Here is a 21,866-nt window from a genome sequence, read left to right on the forward strand (position 1 = left end):
GGTAATCAATTGCAAATTAAACCAGTGCAATATTACTAATTTATCACACCAAATAATTTCTTATTCCGTAACTCGGTAGCTAACTCAAGTTAGCATTAATGAATCGAAACGCGAAATTCTTAGCCCGGCTGGTGCGCAGACTTGCCATTTTCACCAACTTTAAATGGAGTACGAATTTATAACCGCCACGGAAATGAATCTAAACGCAACACAAGCCATAAGCACAGCATCTTATACCACCAGGAAACCGCTGAAACCATTCATAGAACTTATTACGGGCATTATTCCAATTGCCTACATTTTTCAATGTTCCTCAAACGAAACAAGCACCAGGTTAATCATTATCCTTGATCAATATCGATTTCAGCGCAGCGAGGAGACTAAAAATATAATGGAATTTCTAGCATTAAGTCAAATTAACGTAGAACTGATTTATTATTCGTATGGAACATTAAATGATAGTCTTCAACGTGGCAATCTATTCTTTGCCACCTATTGCAGGCGTGTTAATTGTGTTTATCAATATACGCCAGATTACGGATTTATCGAATCCTCAGAAATTACCTTGGCAGCAATGAAATCATCTTCAACTGCAATTTTAAAAACTGGTTTGGAAAAAGTCGGTAACTTTTTCGATGGTGCAACAGCATATCTTGGGATGGGAAAATTTCACCTTTCAGCTTTCATGCTCCATCAAACCTGCGAACAGGTATTGAAGCTAATTATTAAATTGTTTAATGGAACAGATTTTAAAAGCCATCAATTGCCTTTGCTCCAAAGAAACGCAGGTTTCTATTACCCGGAAATTAAAAATATTTTCGATGCAAAGGAAAATAAAGAATCAAAATGGATCGAATTACTGCAACAGGCTTATGTTGGTGCCCGTTATGATGATGATTATAAAATCGAACCTCAACATTTATTTTTTTTACAGGAAAAAATTGCTTTGATGCTTAATAAAATTAATTCAAAAGGTTTGCTATTTGCGGATTAAACTGAAGGCCGTTCAATAAAAAATTCAATTATGTCTTCGCCTCCTGATGACTAATAAACCCAAAGTGCCTGCCGCAGCCGCAAATGGTAAGGTATAATCGTCAAGGTCGCATTGAACAGGTGGATCTAATCGATCATAGTTTACTAGCGTACCGGCACTAAGCAGTGATCCATTTAAAACGCAAAGATTGATTAAACCAGTTGAGGGACTGACATTACCTGCTCTCGGACATGCGGGAGCCTGTGTAGACAGGGTTGTCGTATTATAGAAGTTACCGTATGTAATAGCAGTTATTATAACTGTTGCATTTGCACCCTGATATTGACTTGTATAAACGACATTTCCGATCCTACAGCCAACAGCAGCTTCAGAAGCTATTGAGAATAGCAGAAATAAAAGAGTGAAAGCCGGCCTGATTAGCATCAATTTTAGATTTGACACTAAACTACAGGTATACAGCCCCTTAACCTACATTCATTTCATTCAACATCTACCTGTTTACGAATACTATACAATGAACAGCAGCCGTTAATACTATTTTCTTTTCTAGAACCTGGTATTTAGGATACTAACGTCATTTGTTTAAAAATTTTGATACCAGGATGTAGGCCGTTTTGGATAAAAAAGATGGCGAATATTCCAAAAGGAATTATTAAGAAAGGTGTATAATCATCTAAAGGCAAATTTGCAGTTTTGTTAGCAGGACAATCTATGGTATAAGAAACATAGGTTGCATACCCACCCTGCGAAGTGTTTGATTTATTAGCAATATTATCAATCCAACAAGTACCTTGATTAGCGTTATTTGAAGTAACGTATGTTGCATTGTTGACTTGATTGTACGCTTGGTTACTATTAATTTTGTGGCAATCATAGTTATTTGCCGGATCACTGTTATAATAAATTTCATAACTGGGACCATTAATATCATAAACTTTGAAGGTGGTACCATACCATTCAGATGTTCCTAAATAATTTACATAAATTCGATTGCCATCACGGCAACCAAATCCAGATGTTCGAGCGTAGACATTATTAAAAGCCGTGGTAATAGCGAATAATAATAAAATCTTGAAAAAGGAATTCATGAATGATTATAAGTTATGAGAGGAGCTTAATGTATTATTTACGCTACAAAATTATCAAAATTTGGATCATGAACAAAATGAACAATCAGCACAAGTGGCAAAAAGCGATTTCAAAAAGAGACCGCAACTTTTAAAAAAACCTGCTTTAAATGACTTTAGACAAGCTCTATCAGAATTTTAAGAATAACTTTCGCTTATTAGAAGATTGACATAAGTCAATCACATTATTCTTACAAACAATTTATCATACTTATTTCATTCAGGAACAAACCTCATATGAATTTTAACAATACTTCTGGATTTACCTGATTTGATTTGTTGCTAAAAGGCTTTAGCTTAGTAAAAATTTCAAGTATAATTTAAGCAGATTGCTAAACACCATTTTAGTTTTAAGTATGCCCTTCATTTATCGGTCTGGTGGCTTACCGACTGAAGCCAATCCCCATAATTCCAAATTAGTGGAATTACGAGATAAAACTTAAGATATTATGGAGACACCAACCTTTAAAAATTAGGTTTCAATGATAGCTTATATCAACATTAATTATGCAGATGTAATTCTTCGCCTTGAAAATGCAAATGAAATCGGCAGCATTAAGAGCAAAACAAAAGGAAGATAATCATCTATCGGGCATTGATAGGTTCTGGTGAAATTTACTGCCGTACCTCGGGTATTAGCATTGGCGTAGTCTACGTAACACCTGCCACCTGTAGCCGATCTGGAAGATATTTCACCAGATAGCACATAGGTAGCACTCGCATTAGCCGGAGCATTACAACTTGTTTTTGAACTAAACTGAATCCAATACTCATTTGTATAATATTCATAATTACTGTTGGGAGGATTGCCCATCCGGTTATAATAAACCCGCCCCATGTATTGGCAACCAGGTGCAGCTGCAGCTGTTTCATTGATTAAAATGATTGCACACAAACAAACGAGTGTGCTGAAAATGAGTTTTTTTGTTTGACTCAGTAAAAACATTGCGCATTAGTAAACTGATTAATTGCGAAACCTGCCGGATGAGCAGTACACAAAGAATCCTTTAAAAAAATAAATCGGGGTTTACTTATTACCTCAGTTAGAAAACAAGCGTTGATTAAACAAACACCTGTGGATTGCCGATACAGTTATTATTCATAACAAACCGTTCGACAGAAACTAATAAGTAATTAGGGATGATCCAAAGCCTTCTAGCGCATTGAACTAGCCGACTTCGGCAAAATTTAATTTTAAGATATATGCTGTTGTACTTAACCTTTACTTATTAGCCAAATTTATAGGCTTCCACAAAGTATTAGCGGCCTATATTTTAGATACAGCAAAGACAGATTGGCAACATCCATTTAAAATTAAAGACCAAATAAACGAATTAAAGACTGATATATACTACAATAAAATGAGGCTTTGATAAATGTCAATCGAATTAAATTACAACCATAATCCAGTGACGGCAAACCTATCCAATTGTAGAACTAAACAAAGAACAGTTAACAAGGGCCAATGCTTATGCCATTTCTGAAATATTACACGGAAGCAATAAGAAGCTAAAAACAAGAATACTACCCATACAATCAGCTAATTAAAGATTAAATTTTCAACAAAAACATGTTTCATCAGTTTTAAGATGGCTATTGTCTTTTAAAAAAAGAGTGTTTAATAATTCACTTTACCATTGTAAATATAATTACACTAAGTGAGATAAGTTAACTTACCACTTGCGCTAAAGAAATTTTAAATTGTATTTTTGCAGTACAATACTTTACCCCACACTAAACGCCCCCAGTTAGAGACATGCCACATCAGAAAGCATTTTTTAAATTTTTATTATTAAGTATCGTTATCACCTCTATTTTTGGTTGTGGCGTACGCAAAGAACGTACGCTGTTTAATGCCCCATCAGATATGGTAACCGATACTATTAAGCAGGTTTATGTGGTAAACGATCAGGGCATTAGTGATGCCTATTACAAAATTAAGGTGAACGATCAGTTAGCCATTCGCAATGTTCAAAATTTCGAATTTGGCGCAACGGGAAATGCAGGTAGCTCAACTAACATCGCACAAAATGCAGCAAGCGGTAGTATCCAGAATATACTCTCTTATCCGGTAGATCTTGACGGAAAAGTAAATCTCCCTGCTATTGGAAAAGTAGAGGTAGTGGGTTTAAGCCGAAGGGAAGCAGCCATTAAAATTCAGGAAATTTATAAAACAAGGTTATTAAAAGAACCGATCATCGAACTTAGTGTGGTTAATTTAAAAGTTACCTTACTGGGCGAGTTTGGGAAACAGGGTAACTTCCTTCTGGAACGCGACAATACCACTTTGATAGACATTATCGGAGAAGCTGGCGGCATTAGTAAAACTGCAGATCCAAAAACGCTAAAAATTATTCGCGGAGATCGTACCAATCCTGAATTAATTTATGTTAACCTGAATGACATCAATAGTTTAGCCAGTAAAAAACTAATCCTCCAGAACCATGATATTATCGTCCTGCAACCCACCAAAAGCGCTGCAACAAGTGATAAACTGCAAAGCCTGAATAACATTTTGCAGCCTTTATTGGTCGTGGTCAATTTAGCGGTGCTGATTTTTACGGTAACGAGGTAGTTTGGTTAGTCTTTAGTCTTTAGTCTTTAGTCTTTAGTCTTTAGTCTTTAGTCTTTAGTCTTTAGTCTTTAGTCTTTAGTCTTTACGGAAACCAATTTTCAAACTGAATGTTTCACTATTTTATCTTAAATCACTGTTTTCATCACCCTGCTTAAAAAACTATTTTCATTCCCATTTCCTTTTCCCCATTTCCTTTTTCTATTGACTAATCTCACTAAGTATAAAACAATTGGAATAAAATAATTGCTTTTAAAAAATTGCCTTTATCTTTATGTTTTTAACTGATTGTTCCCCCAAATTCAAAACATCACACATTGACAGAGCTTGTGCAAGAGAAAAAGGCCGTTAGCCAGAGTATTGATTTTTATAAAATATTCAGGGTATTCTTAAGCCGATGGTACTGGGTAGCAGCTACGGTAGCCATTGCGCTTTGTGGAGCCTGGCTTTACCTTTGGTACACCCCACCGATTTATCAAACAGGAGCTTCACTCAAATTAGAGGAAAGTAATCCCGCTATCGGAACCGGCGGTAGCCAGGTGGCTATGCAAAACTATAACTACACAGATAAAATTCAGGCAGAAAGTTTCACCATCCGCAGCAATGAGGTGATTGCCAATGCAGTAAAAACGCTGGATTACAAAATTAGCTACTATTTAAAAGGCCGTGTCCGCACAACCGAGCTTTACCCTAATATACCTTTTGTAATCGAAATTATTAAGCAAGACAGTGTTAACTTCGGCCGTTCGCTCTACGCTGTAACCGGAAAAGATGAAAAACATTTTGCACTCGCGCCCGCTGATAACGAAGGTGAAAAAGTTACTTATCAATACGGACAGGTAATTAATGCCGGCAATATGTCGTTCCGGATTAAAAATAAAATTCCGGTAGGCACTACTTATCAATTTAAATTTAACAGTCAGGACGATTTTATCGGCAGAGCAATGGGCGGTTTAAGCATTGGTGAAGCCGCAAGGTTTACCAACGTAATGGGGCTTAGCCAAACGGATGGAAACGCCGTTTTCGCTGCAGACATTCTGAATGCCATCATGAAAGAATATGTAAAATATGATGTGATTCAAAGAAGGCGGTCAGCCAATCAAACGGTAGACTTTATTAACAACCAGCTGGGATTTATTGATACTGAAGCAGGGAAATCAGGCAGTACATTAGCCAATTATAAAACCCGCAATAATATGGTAGACATAAGTTCTTCTACCTCCATGACTGTTGGCAAGCTTTCTGATTTTGAAAAACAAAAAACTGAGCTTAACCTGAAACAACTGGGCATAAAACAGCTTCAGGAACAAGCAAATAGCAATAAGGCGAAAGTAGAAATTGGCCTGGATCTGGATGGAGATATCAATTCCGGAATCGGCGCGTTGGTTACTCAACTCAATAACCTGCTGGCAAACAGAGAAGCCAAGCTTGGCCAGTTCAACAGCGATTCGCAACCCATAAAACAAATTGAGCAACAAATTTCTAACGTCAAAGCCAGTATTAGAAATGCCGTAGCAGGCATGCTCAGAAAAAATGAGCAAACCATTCGTTATATTGATAGCCAAATTGCAGGCGTTACACAGCGCATGAGTTCAATTCCACAGAAGGAACAAAACTTTGTGAAGTTACAAACCAATTTCGAAGTCAATAATAAGGTCCGCTCCTACCTATCGGAGAAAAAGCTCGAAGCAGAAATGAATGCTGCCGCTATTGTACCTGGCGCCGCTATTGTTAACCCGGCTTATCCATCTTATTATGCCATTTCTCCCAATGGAAGCAAAGCATACAGTACGGCCTTAATGTTGGGTTTAGCATCTGGCTTTGGCCTGATTTTACTGGTTCGTTTTCTAAATCCATACATCTACGACAAGGAAACTGTTGAAGGTTTAACCCACACCCCAATTATCGGCGTGATCCGGAAATTCCCTGATTTTATTGATCAGGATAGCAAACAAGCACTTTCATTATCGAAGCCAAAATCTGTTTTCGCCGAATCTGTACGTTCCGTGCGAACAAACCTAAGCTTCCTGGCCAGTCATAAGGAAAGTAAAGTCATCTGTATAACTTCTGAAGTATCTGGCGAAGGAAAATCATTTGTAACGATTAATCTGGCCAGCACCCTGGCTTTGATCGAAAAGAAAATAATATTAATAGCGGCAGATTTAAGAAGGTCTAAATTACATAAGGCTTTTGGCAACGACAATAAAAAAGGCCTTAGTTCATTACTTTCCGGCCAAGCCACTTTAGAAGAAGTAATGATTCATGATGATGTTCACCACCTCGATTTTATCCCCTCAGGCCCAATACCACCTAACCCATCAGAATTACTTCACACACAAGCAATGAAAAGTTTGTTAGCGAAACTCGAACTGGAGTATGATTATGTTTTAATTGATACCGCGCCGGTAGGACTGGTTTCAGATGCGATTCCACTAATCAGATCTGCAGACATCAACTTATTTGTTATCCGATCTGGTGTTTCGCAACACAGATCTGCCAACATCCCGGAACGTTTATCCAGAGAATACAGCTTGAGTAATATGGCCATTATTTTAAATGCATTCGGCGATGATGCATTGCATGCTAATTATTACACCACAGATTATTCACGAGGAGGTGGCAATAGCACTTATTACTATTCTGATTACAGCGGTTACTCAGGATCTGGTTATTACGAGGATGAAAACAGAAAATGGTGGATGTTTTGGAAGAAAAAATAAGGTGCTGCTCTTTAGTCTTTAGTCTTTAGTCTTTAGTCTTTAGTCTTTAGTCAAAAGAAATCCAATAGGATTGTTTTATCATTTGCCATAAATTTTCCTTTTTTTTAATCTACTTGCATAGAGAAATCCTTATTACACACTTATTCTCCTTCCTGGGAAAGGTGACGATAGGCGGATTAGGGCCTAACAACCCTGGCTATTGATTTATCGCAACAAAAAACTACATAAAAATATACCACAACAACGATAATTAAGTATTTTTGGGGGTACCCGAAGCTGCTAACTATATTATTAAGATGACTTGCCTTAAAAGCTATGCCCTTTATTTTGCTCAAGAGATCGATAAGATAATTAATATAACAGTCCCTGAATCAACTCCTGGAAAATTAATTTGAGCATATGATCGACAGTAGTTATCGTTGGTATCCCGTTTATACACGCTCGCGGGCAGAGAAAAAGGCTTTTGATGAACTAAACAGGAAAGGGATCACCACTTATCTTCCCCTGCATAAAACCCTCAAACAGTGGAGCGACCGCAAGAAATTTATCGAAGAACCACTCCTTAAATCCTATCTCTTTGTGTATATTTCCACCAAAGAATATGCAGAAGTACTCATGACAAACGGCATTGCCAGATTTTTATATTTTTCAGGAAAGATCGCATCAATGCCGGAGCAACAGATTGAACAGTTAAAATTATTATTGGCCACAGAGCAAGAGCTGACCATTTTTGATTACGACATTAAACCCGGACAAAAAGTACTTGTAAAAGCAGGTCCTTTTAAAGATATGATAGCAGAAATGGTATCCGTACAAAATAAGGAACGCATTATATTGCGCCTTGAAAATATAGGTTATTCGATCGACATCAATACTTCGCTTGCATTTGTAGAGCCGATTTGATTCGGCACATAAGCCAAGGAAGGAAGATCATCATAGTAAAAGAACAACTCAAAGAAAAGAAGCCTTTGAGCAAAACATATTGTTAAAATGCACAAGTTGAACAGTTACATTAAACCATTTAGCTTTGTTAACAATAAAATAGGTTAAGTTTTCGCTAGGAAAACGAACAAATCGAAGTCATTAATCAGTTCATTTTTTTAAAATAAAAATGTGACTGAAGGGGCGAAGCTGTGCCCAGACTCCATGCAAATTTGTAATCAAAATCCAAAATATTTAGAAAACAAGGTATCAGCAAGACTGTTGTTCAGGGCTATTGCCCAGTTTAATCATGTGTAGAATAGCTGGAATTATAGACAAAAGTGCTCCCTTAAAACAATTGGAGAAAGATGTTAAACTAATGTGCGATTCCATGCAGCACGGAGGTCCGGATGATGAAGGCTTTTATACCGACGAATCCATTGGCTTAAGTTTTGGACACCGGAGGTTAGCCCTGATCGATCTTTCCTCTCTCGGGCACCAGCCTATGCAGACCCGGGAAGAAAAGTTAGTCATCACTTTTAATGGCGAAATCTATAATTTTAAAGAATTAAAAACAGAATTGTTAGCACTAGGCTACCCATTCCAAACGCAAAGTGACACTGAAGTCATCCTTGCCGCTTACCAGATTTGGGGAACCGAAAGCTTTCGGAAATTTAATGGAATGTTCGCTTTTGCACTACATGATCATTTCAAAAACCTTACTTATCTTGTTCGCGATCCATCTGGAATCAAGCCTTTATACTATTCCACCCAACAGAATCGCCTGGTATTTTCATCCGAGGTAAAAGCCTTCGAAAAAACCAGCTATCAATTTCCTGAAAAACAAGAATGGAAGATCTATTTTCTGGCTTTCGGCCATATTCCTCAGCCTTTCACTACACTTCAAGATGTATTTTCATTAAAACCAGGGAATTTTCTTACCTGGAACCATGAACATCAAACCAATCAAATCACTTCTTTTGAACCAATTTCACCACCAAAAGTAGTTGGCTCCGCATTACAGGCAGCAGACCAGGTGCGTATAAAACTTGAAGATGCCGTAAATTGCCACATGGTTGCTGATGCACCAATCGGTGTATTTTTAAGTGGGGGGATAGATTCCAGCATCATCACCCTCCTGGCCGATAAAAAAACCGGACGGCATCTTAATAGTTTATCAATCCATTTTGGCGAAAAAGCATTTTCAGAAGAAGAGTACCAGCGATTGATTACCGCAAAAACGAGTGGCGTACATCAGACTTATTTAGTAGAAGAGCAAGATTTAAAGGTAAACTTCGAAACGATTTTGAATGCGATGGATCAACCTACCAATGATGGCATTAACTCCTGGTTTGTAAATAAATATGCGAAAGAGAATGGTTTGAAGGCCGTTTTATCCGGAATTGGGGCAGATGAACTTTTAGGTGGTTATCCCTCTTTTAACCGAATGGGAATAATCAGGGTTCTTAAAAAACTACCTGCCTTTATCTTGAAATACTGTGGAAAATTACCTTCAGAAAAACTGAAAAGAATTTATTACCTCAGTTACCAAAATCCCATCGGCGAGTACCTTTTCCTTCGTGGATTTTATATCCCGGAAACGATAGCCAAAATTTTAAACATTAACAACAAAGAAATAGACGAACTGTTCGAAGCTTTTCCCATTGATAAAAAAGTGAGCCAGTTAAATGGTGCAGAAAGAGCCTCTTGGTTCGAGACTCATATTTTTATGCAAAACCAATTGCTAAAAGATACTGATTTCATGAGTATGAGTCATGGGATAGAAGTTCGCGTACCCTTTCTTGATCAAAACTTTTTGGAAACCATTGATGGTATTGCACCTCAACAAAGATTCCCCGCCGAAAAAAAAGGATTACTAATTGAAGCATTTAAAAACATACTTCCCGAAGCTGTTTGGAATCGCCCAAAAATGGGATTTAGTTTCCCACTTCAGCAATGGTTTATCAAAGGCGGTCAAATCTCTAATGAAGAAGTTTATGCTGATAATCAATTTGCGATACAGCAGATACAAAAGTTTAAAGCAGGCAAAATGCATTGGTCAAAAGCCTTTGCACTCTACCAGGTATTCAGAAAAAATTAACCCGCCGACCAATAATAGACAATAAACGAAGGACGGCCACCAAACATTGAAAAACGAAAAGATTTTATTTCTAAGTTTACACAGTTTCAGCTTAACGGGCGGCATAGAAAAAGTGTGCAGGTGTGTGAGTAAAATCCTTTCAGATTTAAACGGCGCAACAAATACTAACCATCAGCACCTGAGCCTTTATGATGATCAGCCAGATCTTAAGTACATCGATGTTGCACATTTCAAGGGCTTTCAGGGGAATCGCCTAATCTTCTTATTTACAGCAATCAAAACGGGCTTAAGTGCGAATATTCTTATTTTAAGTCACATCAACCTGTTACTGTTTGCATGGATCTTGAAAAAGATTCAACCTAAAAAGCGAATCATTCTGCTAGCCCATGGCATAGAGATCTGGAAAACACTCCCAAGATGGAAAACCATTTTCCTGCGGAGAAATACCGAAATATGGGCTGTAAGTCATTACACTGCACAACAGATCGAAAAAATACATCATCTGCTTCCCTCGCAAATTAAAACGCTGAACAATAGTCTGGATCCATTCTTTTCCATTCCTACAAATTTCGCGAAACCCGAAACGCTTCTGCACAGATATGAGATTTCAAGCGCTACAAAAGTACTTTTCACCTTAACCCGGCTTTCATCGCAAGAACAATATAAAGGATATGATCAGGTCATTTTAGCGCTCAAAAACTTGCCGAAAGATATCATCTACATCTTAGCAGGCAAGGCTGATGAACAAGAAAAGGTAAGGGTGTTGCACCTGATCGCAACGCATAACCTGGCACATCGTGTAATCCTGACCGGTTATTTAGCAGAAGATGAAGTTCAAAACCATTTCCTTCTGGCCGATTTATTTGTGATGCCAAGTAAAGGAGAAGGTTTTGGAATAGCCTTTATCGAGGCCGCAGCATGTGGCCTTGCTTCCATTGCAGGCCATACCGATGGAAGTCGGGATGCACTTCTCGATGGAAAACTAGGAGATTTTGTCGACCCGGATAATATAGCGGAAATTACCCGCACAATTGCAAAACACCTGGCGCTTCCTAAAGATCAGGTTAATGCATTGCAACTTCAAAATCTATGTTTAAATGCCTTCGGTTTTGAACAATATAAAATGAACTTTCTAAATCTGTTATCAAATTAGATGAAGTATCCTTACCAAACATCTTTTAAACAAAAATCAGCTTTACTTCCCTCCTTTTTGATAAAAGCAGCCGCACATTCTTCAATTATTTATGGAGCATAAAGAAGAATATAACTGGACCATTGAGGCAAAGGCTTCCCTATTCGATTTAAAATTGAATGAAATCTGGGCCTATCGGGATCTATTGTGGCTCCTTGTTCGTCGTGATTTTGTTTCCTTCTACAAGCAGACCATTTTAGGGCCGCTTTGGTTTTTTATTCAGCCCTTATTTACCACCATCATTTTCACCTTTATTTTTGGAAATCTTGCCGGCATTTCTACCGATGGATTGCCAAAACCATTATTCTACATGGCGGGCATTACCGCATGGAATTACTTTGCAGATTGTTTAACCAAAACCTCAACGGTATTTAAAGATAATGCAGGTATTTTCGGAAAGGTATACTTCCCAAGGCTCATCATGCCACTTAGTATTGTGGCGAGTAACCTCGTTCGCTTTGGCGTGCAAATGCTGTTGTTTATGCTGATGATGGCTTATTACTATTTTGCTGGTGCACAATTCAACTTCACCTGGGCCATTTCTCTCTTCCCTGTAATCGTGATTTTAATGGCATTACTTGGCTTAGGCACGGGAATGATCATCTCCGCCATGACTACAAAGTACCGTGACCTGGCCTTCTTAGTGTCGTTCGGCGTACAGTTGCTCATGTATGCCACCACCGTAATTTATCCCCTATCGGAAGCCATCAAGAAATACCCGGCTTATGCGTGGATCATCAAATATAACCCCATGACACCAATTATCGAAACCTTCAGATTCGGATTCCTGGGCGAAGGAAGCTTTAGCTGGGCAAGTTTGGGTTATGCAGGTTGCGTAACATTGGCTTTGTTAATTTCAGGAATAGTAGTTTTTAATAAAGTAGAACGAACTTTTGTAGATACGGTGTAAAAAGGGGGAGTTGGAGAGATGGTTAGGTGGTTAGAGAGATGGTCAGGGTTTTGACTAAAAAAATTATATATTTAATTAATCATCCTTAATTTAAGTTTATTGTAACCTAAATTAAAGCATATGTATATTTACCCATTTGAAAAATTAGAAGTCTGGCAATTGGCTAGAAAATTTAGAAAAGAAATTTATGCCATGGTTAATCAATTTCCTCGTGAGGAATTATTTGGTTTAACAAGTCAGCTCAAGCGTTCGGCAAGTAGTATTGGAGATAATATTTCTGAAGGTTCAGCTAGAATCACCTCCAAAGATCGTGCACATTTTCTTGTTATCGCTTATTCAAGTGCTGTTGAAACAATTAATCATTTAATTGGCGCACATGATCTGATGTATATTAAGGAAGAAGAATATTTATCTTTAAGAATTAAGTTAGAAGAAATCACGAATAAAATAAATAGCTTACATAAGGCTCAATTTGGGCGTACATCTTAGCTTCAACTCACCAAAAACCAACTTACCAACTCTCCTTCTCCTTGTCACAAATAGCCATCAAAGTAGAAAACCTCAGCAAAGCCTACCAGTTAGGTCAAATCGGAACCGGAACAATCAGTCGGGATTTGGAGCGTTGGTATGCACGGATGCGGGGAAAAGAAGATCCGTTTTTGCGAATTGGTGAAAATAATCATCAAAACACGCGGAGTGCGAGTGATGTGGTCTGGAGTTTAAAGGATATCAATTTTGAGATCGAACAAGGAGATGCCGTGGGGATTATTGGTCGGAATGGTGCTGGTAAGAGTACACTCTTAAAAATATTAAGTAAAGTTACCGCCCCTACTACCGGCAGGATTTCGGGCAAAGGCCGGATCGCCAGTTTACTGGAAGTAGGAACTGGTTTCCACCCGGAATTAAGCGGTCGCGAAAATATATTCCTGAATGGAACCATTCTTGGCATGCGCAAAAAGGAAATCCAGCGTAAACTGGAAGAAATTGTAGACTTCGCCGGAATCGAGCGATACCTGGATACGCCAGTTAAACGCTATTCATCTGGAATGTACGTTCGCCTTGCTTTCGCTGTTGCTGCACATTTAGAATCCGAAATCTTAATTGTGGATGAGGTTTTAGCCGTAGGCGATACAGAATTCCAAAAGAAATGTTTGGGCAAAATGGGCGAAGTAAGTAAAGGCGAAGGACGGACGGTGTTGTTTGTAAGCCATAATATGGATGCTATTGCTACGCTTACAGATAAATCAATCTATTTAAAAAATGGAAAATTAAAATCCTATTCAAACACAGAAACAGTTATTCAAACCTATCTACAAACTGATGTTAATGAAGTTGGTATTTATATTAAAGAACCTAAAGTTGATCGTCCTTCAATTACACGAGCTCAGGTAGGAACTTCAGAGCTCAATGGTTTTCATATGAATGGTAAAGATTTACTGATAGATCTTGAAATCAACATGCCAGAAATTATTGAAGGAATGGCAATATCATTACAAATTAGTAATCCAAAAGAATTACCTATTATTTACACATACGTATTTGATACAGAAACCAACATATTACGTAAAGTAGGTATTAACAAAGTTCGCTGTACTATTCCAAATTGCAAGCTTTATGCTGATAAGTACTATTTAGTTCTGCATTTAGCAGAAAGTAAAGGCAGAACCAAATTTGAAGAAATTCATAGAATCTGTGAATTTGAAGTGATTATGCCCAACAAAATAATCGAATGGGGATGGCAGAAAAATGTCTGTGTATATACAGAAAATTTCTCTTGGGTAAATTTATAATTGATGAGAACCGAAAACCTTAATCGCTTAAACAGTACAGATATTAAAATTGATAATTTATATTATCTTCATTATAAATACTATCATGCGGATTTATTTAGTGCCTTTGATAAGTATGCATGTGGTAGTTTATTAGATATTGGGTGCGGCAACAAACCATATCAAGATAAGTTAGCAGATAAGATTATAAATTATACCGGAGTAGATATCATTCAGTCAAGTGAAAATAAAGTTGATTACCTATGTCCAGCTAATAATATCCCTTTAGAAAACAATTCATTTGACACCGTAATATCTACTCAAACAATCGAACATGTTGAAGATCACCAAGGCTTAGTGAATGAAGCTTATAGATTACTGAAAACGGAAGGGTTATTTATTTTAAGCGGGCCTTTGTATTGGCCGCTACATGAAGAACCATATGACTTTTTCAGATTCACTAAACACGGTTTTCAATATATCTTAGAGAAAGCAGGCTTTGAAGTTTTAGAAATCAAATCAAATGGCGGTAAATGGTCCGTGGCCGGCCAAGCATTACTCCATGCACTTTTCCCTCAGATTTATTCGATTTCTGGATTCAAGGGAAAATTAATGAGAACAATATTAAAAATGATTGGTGGTATTAAATCTTTAAATAAGTTTTTTGTATTTATGGACAATCAAGGAACCATAGACTACTCAAATACTATGAATTACGTTATTGTAGCGAAAAAAACAAAATGATATTATCGGTAATAATTCCTTGTTACAATCACGGAAAATACTTACAAGAGGCAATTGATAGTGTGCTAACATACACTGATCAACCTGTAGAGATTATTATCGTCGACGATGGATCAACAGATAATTTTACTGTTGAGAAAATGATAGAATTACGAAAGCAAGGCTTTCATGTCATCCAACAACCTAATTCTGGATTAGCAAAAGCCAGAAATGCAGGTATTGCCGCAGCAAAGGGAAAATACATCTTGCCACTTGATGCTGACAATAAAATTAAAGCTGACTATATCAGAAAAGCACTTCCCTTGCTCGATTCGAACCAGTGTGATATAGTATATGCTAGACCAGATTTTTTTGGTGACGACATCTCATATCGAAAATTCGAGACAAAGAGCTTTGATGGAACAGATTTGTTATTCGGCAATTATATAGATGCATGTTCTATCTTTAAAAAAGAAATATGGAGCCAAAATAATGGCTACGATGAGAATATGCCATTTGCAGGTCTTGAAGATTGGGATTTTTGGATTAGTAGTTACTTTAACAACTGTAAATTTGAATTTATTAACGAACCTCTATTTGAATATAGAATTCTCGAGAATTCTATGATTGTTGAAATTTTCCAGGATGACAAATATCTAAATTGCCAGAAGTACCTAGTGAATAAATATTTCCCATTATTTATTAAAGAAATGGAAAAATTACGTCAAGACAGCAAATTTTACAATAATGATTTGAATAATCCACTTAGAAGTATTTTTAAATATATAAAACGCTTTATAAATGCCTAAGCCAAGTTTCGTATGTGCGATAGTTATCCCTACTTATAAAGCTATATTAGAAAATGCGGAACTAAGTTCAATAAGTCAGTCATTCAAAAAATTAAGTAATTTCCACTTTTACATTGTTTGCCCATATCATTTAGATGTAGCATTTTACGAATTACTTGCAAAGAAATTCAAAGTTAGCCTGAAGATTATCAGATTTAACAACAAATATTTTTCCAGTGTAATGGGATATAATCAATTGTTGATTTCGATAAACTTTTTTAAAAAATTTATCGATTATAAATTTATCTTAATATGCCAGCTAGACGTTTGGATCTTTAAAAGCGACCTTGTTCATTGGTGCAATAAAAACTATGATTATATTGGTGCGCCATGGTTTCACAAAATGGAAGATAATCAGTTAGTATTTAATGCGGTAGGTAACGGAGGCCTATCGCTAAGAAATGTTGCTTCACACATAAAAGTACTTAAATCATTTAGCTTTATAACTAAACCGGGATACTTGATCTATCTATTAAAAAGTAATCCATCAATAAAAAGACTAATAGACGTCATCATAGGAGTTACATTTAAAAATAATACTTATTATCTCTTGAATAACTTCCAAGAAAATGAAGACATGTTTTGGAGTATAATCGCTAGGAGAAATTTTCCATGGTTTGAAATAGCCCCAAAAGAACTCGCATTAAAGTTTTCAATTGAAATGTACCCTTCTTCTTTCATCAAAACAGAGGATGATTTACCATTCGGGTGTCATGCTTGGTTAAAATATGAACCATACTTTTGGAAAAAATTTATTAATTACGATATAATAGCAAAATGATCGGCATAAATATACAGGGTAGATTTGGAAATCAATTGTTTCAATATTTTTTCATAAGGGGTTTAGCAAAAAAACTAAGAGTAAGTTTTTTTATAAATAATTCAATAGATGAATTTCAACTTCAAAAATACTTTATACTTAAAGATTATAATTCAAAGACTAATTACTTCAAATTACTATTTTGCAAATTAAATCTTAAATTTAAGACAAGAAAATACTCTAAAATAGATGAAAGCGAGTTATTATTGAACTCTCAGCTTGATCTCAACAATAAACTATATAGCGGTTATTTTCAATCAGAAAAATTCTTTATCCAGTCGGAGAAAAACACTAAAGACTGGATAATTATCAAACCAAAGTTTAAAATCAGTTTTTCGAGAAAATACGCTTTCCTATTTGATGGAACAAAAAAGATTATAACTGTTCACGTTCGTCGTGGTGATTACAAGAAATTAGGACACTGGTGGAAAATAAATTTAGGATCAGAAAATTTAACATTACCTATCAACTATTACATGAATACATTAAATACAATCCCAGAATTAGATAAATACAATCTATTATTTATAAGTGATGATATCGATTTTGTTAAAAGAGAGTTTAGGATGTTTCATAATGCACAATTTATTGAAGATTCTTTAATTAATGACTTTCAAATTCTTCTTAAATCAGATATTTTGATACTATCTAATAGTTCATTCTCATGGTGGGGAGCATATTTGAATGATCAAATAAATAAACAAATTTTCTGCCCCAGATATTGGCTTGGCTTCAGGATAAGAGAAGAGTATCCAAAAAATATAATCCCTAGTACATGGATTCAAATCGATGTTGATTAGAACAATTAGAATATGACATTATATTTTTTATTAAGACAAATCATAATATTTGTATTTACAAAAAAACCTTACAGGTTTAAATCCATAAACACTTTTATAGAAGAAAAGAAATACATTGTAGACGTCGCTGAGTCTGCAACCTTTATTTCAAAGAAGCATGTGTGTAATGAACTAAATATTTATAAATACCCTACAATACTTCACGAGAACTTAAACACAAGAGAGATAAAACGAAGACCAAGATACAGATCGACAGGAATATTTAAAAATCCAGATATTTATTTCTACTCGTTAGAAGACGCATCGATTGTTGGGAATCAAGGTTTAGTTTATAAGAACAGGACTTATATAGGAGAGAGTTTACGCATTTGGCAAAATTCGAGAATTAATTTCAAATCAGTTCTTAGATTTAGAATGACAAAAGTATTGTTTTTAAAGGGGGTAGTTTTAAATATTGCAACTTTAGGCGCTGATGGAGGCTTTTATCATTTTTTGCATGAACTGCTGCCAAAATTATATCTTTTGAAAGCAGAACTAAGCCAGTTCGATCATTTTCTTATAAATGGCCCCTCAACGGAATGGAAAATTAAATGGCTCATTTTGACTGGGATAGATTTACAAAAGGTGACATGGATTGATCATCAATCACACTTTAAATGTGATCAATTGATATTTACTAGTCCCGTAATTAATGACCAACAGCCTACGAAATATTCAATTTTAGCGCTTAGGAGTTTTCTAAATCCCCTGGAGACTGACGTAAAACAATTGCAAAAAAAAATTATATGGATTACTAGGGATACTGAACCAATGCGAAATATTTTTTGGGAAAAAGAAATACTTAGGTATTATCCAAAGATTGAGTTTGTAGATCTGAAACATTATTCAATAATAGATACAGTTAATTTGTTGAATAATGCTTCGCACATTATAAGTCCTCATGGCGCAGGACTAAGTAATATCTTCATCTGTAGAGAAAACACTAATGTTATGGAACTTTACCCAGAAACACAGTCATTTCAGCCCTGTTATTCTCGAATATCTTCACTTTGTTCGCTTAATCATTTTGTTTTAGTATTAGATTTTTCAAATAGCAGAAGTAAAAAGGGAATAAAATTTCTTCTATCAAAATTAGAATTATTCCTAAGATGATTGCAAATGCTAAAAACGGAATTACTTTGGCGCTGCTTGTTCCTTGCTATAATGCAGAAAGCTACCTGGAAGAGTTTATTTCTAACCTTCGCAAACTAACTGAGCCCTTCGATGAAGTTATTTTCTACGATGATGGAAGTAGTGATACTACATGCGAAGTATTATTAAAGCATAAAGTTAACCACATTGCATCAAAATTAAACAATGGTCCAGGCTATGCTCGAAATAGGCTTGCAGAGGCATCTACATGTCAATATATTCATTTTCATGATGTAGATGATATCTTAATAAAAGATTATGTTTCAATATTTAAACAAAACATAATTAAAGAAAATGCAGATGTTATTTTAGGTAATGCTGACTGGATTGATAAGATGTCAAAAAAAACAATAATTAAGTGGGAGTATAATTTAGATGAATTACAAAAAGATGCGTTAGCATATTTTCTTACTCACCCATTAGGCATCATAAATACAGTATATAGAAAAACTAGCTTCATGTTAGTTCAAGGATTTGATCAAACACAGAGGTGTTGGGAAGATGCTGATTTAAATATAAGGCTTTCGGCAGAGCATATCAAATTCTCAGTAATAAATATGACTGTTGCATACTCTATTAGGCACGATTTAGGAATAAGTAAAAATCAAAGTAAATGTTGGAATTGTAGAATTATCTTTTTAATTAACTACTACCACAATCTCCATTCAAAATATCACCAAATTATAATTAGCGAAATTTCAAAATGTGCATGGAACCTGTTCGTATTAGGCGACAAACAAGGTCTGTCTAAAGCAATAAATTCAGCACAAACATTTGGTATTTATTTACCAATTAATAAGAATCCAATACTTAAATTCTTAAAAATATTTAAAATTCGGGGGATAATTCTGTTTCGAATTCATAAATTAACGCTTAAAGGACTTTCACATCTAAAGTTCAATAATGGAAAAGTATAAAAAAAGTAAGGGAATCTTATACGTTGCTACTGGTCAAAGGTATATAGATGAGGTTATCCACTCAGCTTTATCCTGTAAAAAAAACAACAATTATCCTATTGCTTTAGTTACCGATTCGGATGAATATCTTTTGCCAAATGGTCTGTTTGACCACCTTATAATTAAGCGGGCAAGTTATAGCTACAGAGATAAGCTCCTGATAAGATATTCACCTTTTGAACAAACTATTTTTATGGATACTGACACATACGTCTGCGACAAATTAGACGATCTGTTTCGAATACTTGATTTCAGGGAATTTGCAATTCACCAAGCAGACGAAGGCTATGAATTTCAAATGCCAAATCTGAGCAATGCAATGCCAGAATTCAATACTGGCGTAATCGCTTACAAATTAACCCCGAATGTTGAGAAATTAATCGATGCATGGGAAACGTCTTTCGAAACGAATTCAAATATAATAACTGATCAATATCATTTAAGAAAGACATTATATGAATCTGAGGTGAAGTTTGCAATATTTTCTTCCGCATATAATTTTATTGTATCCTACCCAAATTTCGTTATTCAAAAAGTAAAAATATTGCACGGTAGACCGTTTAATGACTTAATCACAATAGCGGACAACATAAATAATATTCGACATAAAGACGCTTGGAGAAGAATGTATTACCCCTACAATAAAACACATTTTACTCTATATCAAAATCCGAAAAACGAAGACCTTCTTAGGTTTTTGAGATTTAGCATTAGAAGCATCTTGGGAAATCTAAAACGATACTTAAAATTATAATGAGAAAGATTATCATTTTCCTAAAAATCATAATTTTAAGGACTCGTGGAATTAACATTGATAGGTCTTGTATTATATCAATATCAAGTAAACTTTGTAATGACAAAAAGAGTAAAAAGTCCATAACTATTGCAAAAAAATGTGAGTTATCTGAAGGGGTAATATTGAAAACATACGGGGGTTCAATCAATCTTGATGAAAACACATTTTTAGGAGAGCATACAATCATATATGGTCATGGGGGGGTTACAATAGGGAACAACACGTTGATTGCGATGCATACATGTATTGTGTCTTCAAATCATACTATTCCAGATAGATCTGAATTGATAAGAAACAAGCCAGATATACTGCTACCAGTAAACATTGGATCAGATGTTTGGATAGGTGCCAACTGTACAATTTTAGGAGGAGTCTCTATAGGTAATGGTGCTGTTATCGGTGCGGGAAGCGTCGTAAATAAAGACATACCAGCATATTCAATAGCGGTTGGCAATCCTGCAAGAGTTATTAGATATCGCCCATGATAAAAATTTCTGTTTTTATTCCAACATTTAATCCCAACATTGGTCGACTAAAACAAACCCTAATGGGGTTAAAAAATCAAAACTTCCCGCTAATAGAGTGGGAACTGATATTAGTTGACAATAACTCACAGACATCATTTATCGAATTAATTGATATCTCCTGGCATAATAATTCAAGAATAGTTAAGGAGCCAAAACCAGGATTAACATATGCTCGCATTAAAGGTTTTCAGGAGAGCCAAGCCGATTTGATAATTATGGTTGATGATGATAATGTACTCTTTCCAGATTATTTATTAAATACCTATCTCTGTTTTAAGAATAATAAAAATCTGGGCGCTGTAGGTGGTAAATCTATTCCTCAATTTGATTTTGAACCACCAGCTTGGCTAAATCAATTTCATTCCAGTTTAGCACTGAGAAATCTAGGGGAAGAAATAATAATTGGAAAATGGGAAAATATTTATCCTGAATTTGCGCCTATAGGCGCGGGAATGGGCGTAAGAAAGGCAGCGTTGGCAAATTACATAAAAAAAATAGGCTTAGAGAAAAACAATATTACAGATAGACAAGGAACCTCCCTTAGTTCCGGAGGTGATAACGATATAGTTATTGATATACTAAAAGCTGGTTGGGAGATTGCCTACGCTCCAGCGTTATCGTTAACTCACATCATTCCATTAGCGCGAACAGACAAATATTATTTGAGTAAATTAAATAGAGACTCAACAAAATCGTGGATATTATTGCTCGAAAAACATAACATCAATCCATGGATTAAAATTCCAAAATGGTCTATCCCATTAAGAAAAATTAAAGCTTGGTTAGTTTATAAGCCATGGAGAAGCGAATCAGATTACATTCGTTTTGAGGGGGCTTGTGGGCTTTATGAGGCATTGGGGATGTTAAATTCAAAACAAGAAATTTAAATAGTTTACATT

21 protein-coding genes are annotated in these 21,866 nt (G+C 35.7%); 18 read left to right on the plus strand and 3 right to left on the minus strand.

Annotation, left to right across the window (positions count from 1 at the left end):
• The first annotated feature begins 163 nt into the window (after window positions 1-163).
• Entirely contained in the window at window positions 164-994 is an 831-nt protein-coding gene (locus tag SOM16_RS20955) for a HEPN domain-containing protein (RefSeq protein ID WP_320465948.1), read from the plus strand.
• A gap of 24 nt (window positions 995-1,018) precedes the next feature.
• Here the strand turns inward: SOM16_RS20955 and SOM16_RS20960 are convergent, their stop codons facing one another.
• The 3 genes from SOM16_RS20960 to SOM16_RS20970 all read right to left on the minus strand — a co-directional run bounded on the left by SOM16_RS20960 (window position 1,019) and on the right by SOM16_RS20970 (window position 3,067).
• Window positions 1,019-1,435 (minus strand): hypothetical protein, encoded by a 417-nt coding sequence (locus tag SOM16_RS20960; protein WP_320465949.1) that lies wholly within the window; start codon window positions 1,433-1,435, stop codon window positions 1,019-1,021.
• A gap of 119 nt (window positions 1,436-1,554) precedes the next feature.
• Window positions 1,555-2,082, minus strand: coding sequence for a hypothetical protein (locus SOM16_RS20965; protein ID WP_320465950.1), 528 nt, complete (start codon window positions 2,080-2,082; stop codon window positions 1,555-1,557).
• A gap of 544 nt (window positions 2,083-2,626) precedes the next feature.
• Window positions 2,627-3,067: a hypothetical protein gene (locus SOM16_RS20970; RefSeq protein ID WP_320465951.1), complete on the minus strand. Its 441-nt coding sequence runs from the start codon at window positions 3,065-3,067 to the stop codon at window positions 2,627-2,629.
• Window positions 3,068-3,877: 810 nt separating this feature from the next.
• Between SOM16_RS20970 and SOM16_RS20975 the strand changes: the two genes are divergently transcribed.
• The 17 genes from SOM16_RS20975 to SOM16_RS21055 all read left to right on the plus strand — a co-directional run bounded on the left by SOM16_RS20975 (window position 3,878) and on the right by SOM16_RS21055 (window position 21,854).
• Window positions 3,878-4,696, plus strand: a complete 819-nt coding sequence (locus SOM16_RS20975; protein WP_320465952.1) for a polysaccharide biosynthesis/export family protein — start codon at window positions 3,878-3,880, stop codon at window positions 4,694-4,696.
• A 314-nt stretch (window positions 4,697-5,010) separates the two neighbouring features.
• Complete coding sequence (locus SOM16_RS20980; protein ID WP_320465953.1) at window positions 5,011-7,413, plus strand: GumC family protein; 2,403 nt, start codon at window positions 5,011-5,013, stop codon at window positions 7,411-7,413.
• A 399-nt stretch (window positions 7,414-7,812) separates the two neighbouring features.
• Window positions 7,813-8,316, plus strand: a complete 504-nt coding sequence (locus SOM16_RS20985) for a UpxY family transcription antiterminator (protein WP_320465954.1) — start codon at window positions 7,813-7,815, stop codon at window positions 8,314-8,316.
• Between the two features lie 328 nt (window positions 8,317-8,644).
• Window positions 8,645-10,435, plus strand: a complete 1,791-nt coding sequence (gene asnB, locus SOM16_RS20990; RefSeq protein ID WP_320465955.1) for an asparagine synthase (glutamine-hydrolyzing) — start codon at window positions 8,645-8,647, stop codon at window positions 10,433-10,435.
• Window positions 10,436-10,481: 46 nt separating this feature from the next.
• Window positions 10,482-11,588, plus strand: a complete 1,107-nt coding sequence (locus SOM16_RS20995) for a glycosyltransferase family 4 protein (RefSeq protein WP_320465956.1) — start codon at window positions 10,482-10,484, stop codon at window positions 11,586-11,588.
• 91 nt (window positions 11,589-11,679) lie between these two features.
• Window positions 11,680-12,537, plus strand: coding sequence for an ABC transporter permease (locus tag SOM16_RS21000; protein WP_320465957.1), 858 nt, complete (start codon window positions 11,680-11,682; stop codon window positions 12,535-12,537).
• A 120-nt stretch (window positions 12,538-12,657) separates the two neighbouring features.
• Window positions 12,658-13,026, plus strand: a complete 369-nt coding sequence (locus SOM16_RS21005; RefSeq protein WP_320465958.1) for a four helix bundle protein — start codon at window positions 12,658-12,660, stop codon at window positions 13,024-13,026.
• 41 nt (window positions 13,027-13,067) lie between these two features.
• Window positions 13,068-14,327 carry a polysaccharide ABC transporter ATP-binding protein gene (locus SOM16_RS21010; RefSeq protein ID WP_320465959.1) on the plus strand — a complete coding sequence of 420 codons (1,260 nt, stop codon included), beginning with the start codon at window positions 13,068-13,070 and terminating at the stop codon, window positions 14,325-14,327.
• A 3-nt stretch (window positions 14,328-14,330) separates the two neighbouring features.
• Window positions 14,331-15,050, plus strand: coding sequence for a class I SAM-dependent methyltransferase (locus SOM16_RS21015; protein ID WP_320465960.1), 720 nt, complete (start codon window positions 14,331-14,333; stop codon window positions 15,048-15,050).
• Window positions 15,047-15,838, plus strand: coding sequence for a glycosyltransferase family 2 protein (locus tag SOM16_RS21020; RefSeq protein ID WP_320465961.1), 792 nt, complete (start codon window positions 15,047-15,049; stop codon window positions 15,836-15,838). Before SOM16_RS21015 ends, SOM16_RS21020 begins: the two co-directional genes overlap by 4 nt.
• Window positions 15,831-16,658: a DUF5672 family protein gene (locus tag SOM16_RS21025; protein WP_320465962.1), complete on the plus strand. Its 828-nt coding sequence runs from the start codon at window positions 15,831-15,833 to the stop codon at window positions 16,656-16,658. Before SOM16_RS21020 ends, SOM16_RS21025 begins: the two co-directional genes overlap by 8 nt.
• Window positions 16,655-17,497 (plus strand): alpha-1,2-fucosyltransferase, encoded by an 843-nt coding sequence (locus tag SOM16_RS21030; RefSeq protein ID WP_320465963.1) that lies wholly within the window; start codon window positions 16,655-16,657, stop codon window positions 17,495-17,497. Before SOM16_RS21025 ends, SOM16_RS21030 begins: the two co-directional genes overlap by 4 nt.
• Window positions 17,498-17,509: 12 nt before the next feature.
• Entirely contained in the window at window positions 17,510-18,649 is a 1,140-nt protein-coding gene (locus SOM16_RS21035; protein ID WP_320465964.1) for a glycosyltransferase family 61 protein, read from the plus strand.
• The gene (locus tag SOM16_RS21040; RefSeq protein WP_320465965.1) at window positions 18,646-19,605 is read left to right on the plus strand and encodes a glycosyltransferase family 2 protein; all 960 of its coding nucleotides are present in this window, start codon (window positions 18,646-18,648) and stop codon (window positions 19,603-19,605) included. Before SOM16_RS21035 ends, SOM16_RS21040 begins: the two co-directional genes overlap by 4 nt.
• Window positions 19,592-20,398 (plus strand): hypothetical protein, encoded by an 807-nt coding sequence (locus tag SOM16_RS21045; RefSeq protein ID WP_320465966.1) that lies wholly within the window; start codon window positions 19,592-19,594, stop codon window positions 20,396-20,398. The genes SOM16_RS21040 and SOM16_RS21045 overlap by 14 nt, the downstream gene beginning before the upstream one ends.
• The gene (locus tag SOM16_RS21050) at window positions 20,398-20,925 is read left to right on the plus strand and encodes an acyltransferase (protein ID WP_320465967.1); all 528 of its coding nucleotides are present in this window, start codon (window positions 20,398-20,400) and stop codon (window positions 20,923-20,925) included. The genes SOM16_RS21045 and SOM16_RS21050 overlap by 1 nt, the downstream gene beginning before the upstream one ends.
• The gene (locus SOM16_RS21055) at window positions 20,922-21,854 is read left to right on the plus strand and encodes a glycosyltransferase (RefSeq protein ID WP_320465968.1); all 933 of its coding nucleotides are present in this window, start codon (window positions 20,922-20,924) and stop codon (window positions 21,852-21,854) included. Before SOM16_RS21050 ends, SOM16_RS21055 begins: the two co-directional genes overlap by 4 nt.
• The last annotated feature ends 12 nt before the right edge of the window (window positions 21,855-21,866 follow it).

The sequence above is a fragment of the Pedobacter sp. CFBP9032 genome, from assembly GCF_034045265.1.
Lineage (GTDB): Bacteria > Bacteroidota > Bacteroidia > Sphingobacteriales > Sphingobacteriaceae > Pedobacter.

Coding starts and splice junctions, on each gene's coding strand:
- SOM16_RS20970 (WP_320465951.1), bottom strand. CDS start 3,067: ATGTTTTTACTGAGTCAAACAAAAAAACTCATTTTCAGCACACTCGTT.
- SOM16_RS20975 (WP_320465952.1), top strand. CDS start 3,878: ATGCCACATCAGAAAGCATTTTTTAAATTTTTATTATTAAGTATCGTT.
- SOM16_RS21035 (WP_320465964.1), top strand. CDS start 17,510: ATGACATTATATTTTTTATTAAGACAAATCATAATATTTGTATTTACA.
- SOM16_RS21005 (WP_320465958.1), top strand. CDS start 12,658: ATGTATATTTACCCATTTGAAAAATTAGAAGTCTGGCAATTGGCTAGA.
- SOM16_RS21025 (WP_320465962.1), top strand. CDS start 15,831: ATGCCTAAGCCAAGTTTCGTATGTGCGATAGTTATCCCTACTTATAAA.
- SOM16_RS20985 (WP_320465954.1), top strand. CDS start 7,813: ATGATCGACAGTAGTTATCGTTGGTATCCCGTTTATACACGCTCGCGG.
- SOM16_RS21040 (WP_320465965.1), top strand. CDS start 18,646: ATGATTGCAAATGCTAAAAACGGAATTACTTTGGCGCTGCTTGTTCCT.
- SOM16_RS21015 (WP_320465960.1), top strand. CDS start 14,331: ATGAGAACCGAAAACCTTAATCGCTTAAACAGTACAGATATTAAAATT.
- SOM16_RS21055 (WP_320465968.1), top strand. CDS start 20,922: ATGATAAAAATTTCTGTTTTTATTCCAACATTTAATCCCAACATTGGT.
- SOM16_RS21030 (WP_320465963.1), top strand. CDS start 16,655: ATGATCGGCATAAATATACAGGGTAGATTTGGAAATCAATTGTTTCAA.
- asnB (WP_320465955.1), top strand. CDS start 8,645: ATGTGTAGAATAGCTGGAATTATAGACAAAAGTGCTCCCTTAAAACAA.
- SOM16_RS20965 (WP_320465950.1), bottom strand. CDS start 2,082: ATGAATTCCTTTTTCAAGATTTTATTATTATTCGCTATTACCACGGCT.
- SOM16_RS21000 (WP_320465957.1), top strand. CDS start 11,680: ATGGAGCATAAAGAAGAATATAACTGGACCATTGAGGCAAAGGCTTCC.
- SOM16_RS21020 (WP_320465961.1), top strand. CDS start 15,047: ATGATATTATCGGTAATAATTCCTTGTTACAATCACGGAAAATACTTA.
- SOM16_RS20955 (WP_320465948.1), top strand. CDS start 164: ATGGAGTACGAATTTATAACCGCCACGGAAATGAATCTAAACGCAACA.
- SOM16_RS21045 (WP_320465966.1), top strand. CDS start 19,592: ATGGAAAAGTATAAAAAAAGTAAGGGAATCTTATACGTTGCTACTGGT.
- SOM16_RS21050 (WP_320465967.1), top strand. CDS start 20,398: ATGAGAAAGATTATCATTTTCCTAAAAATCATAATTTTAAGGACTCGT.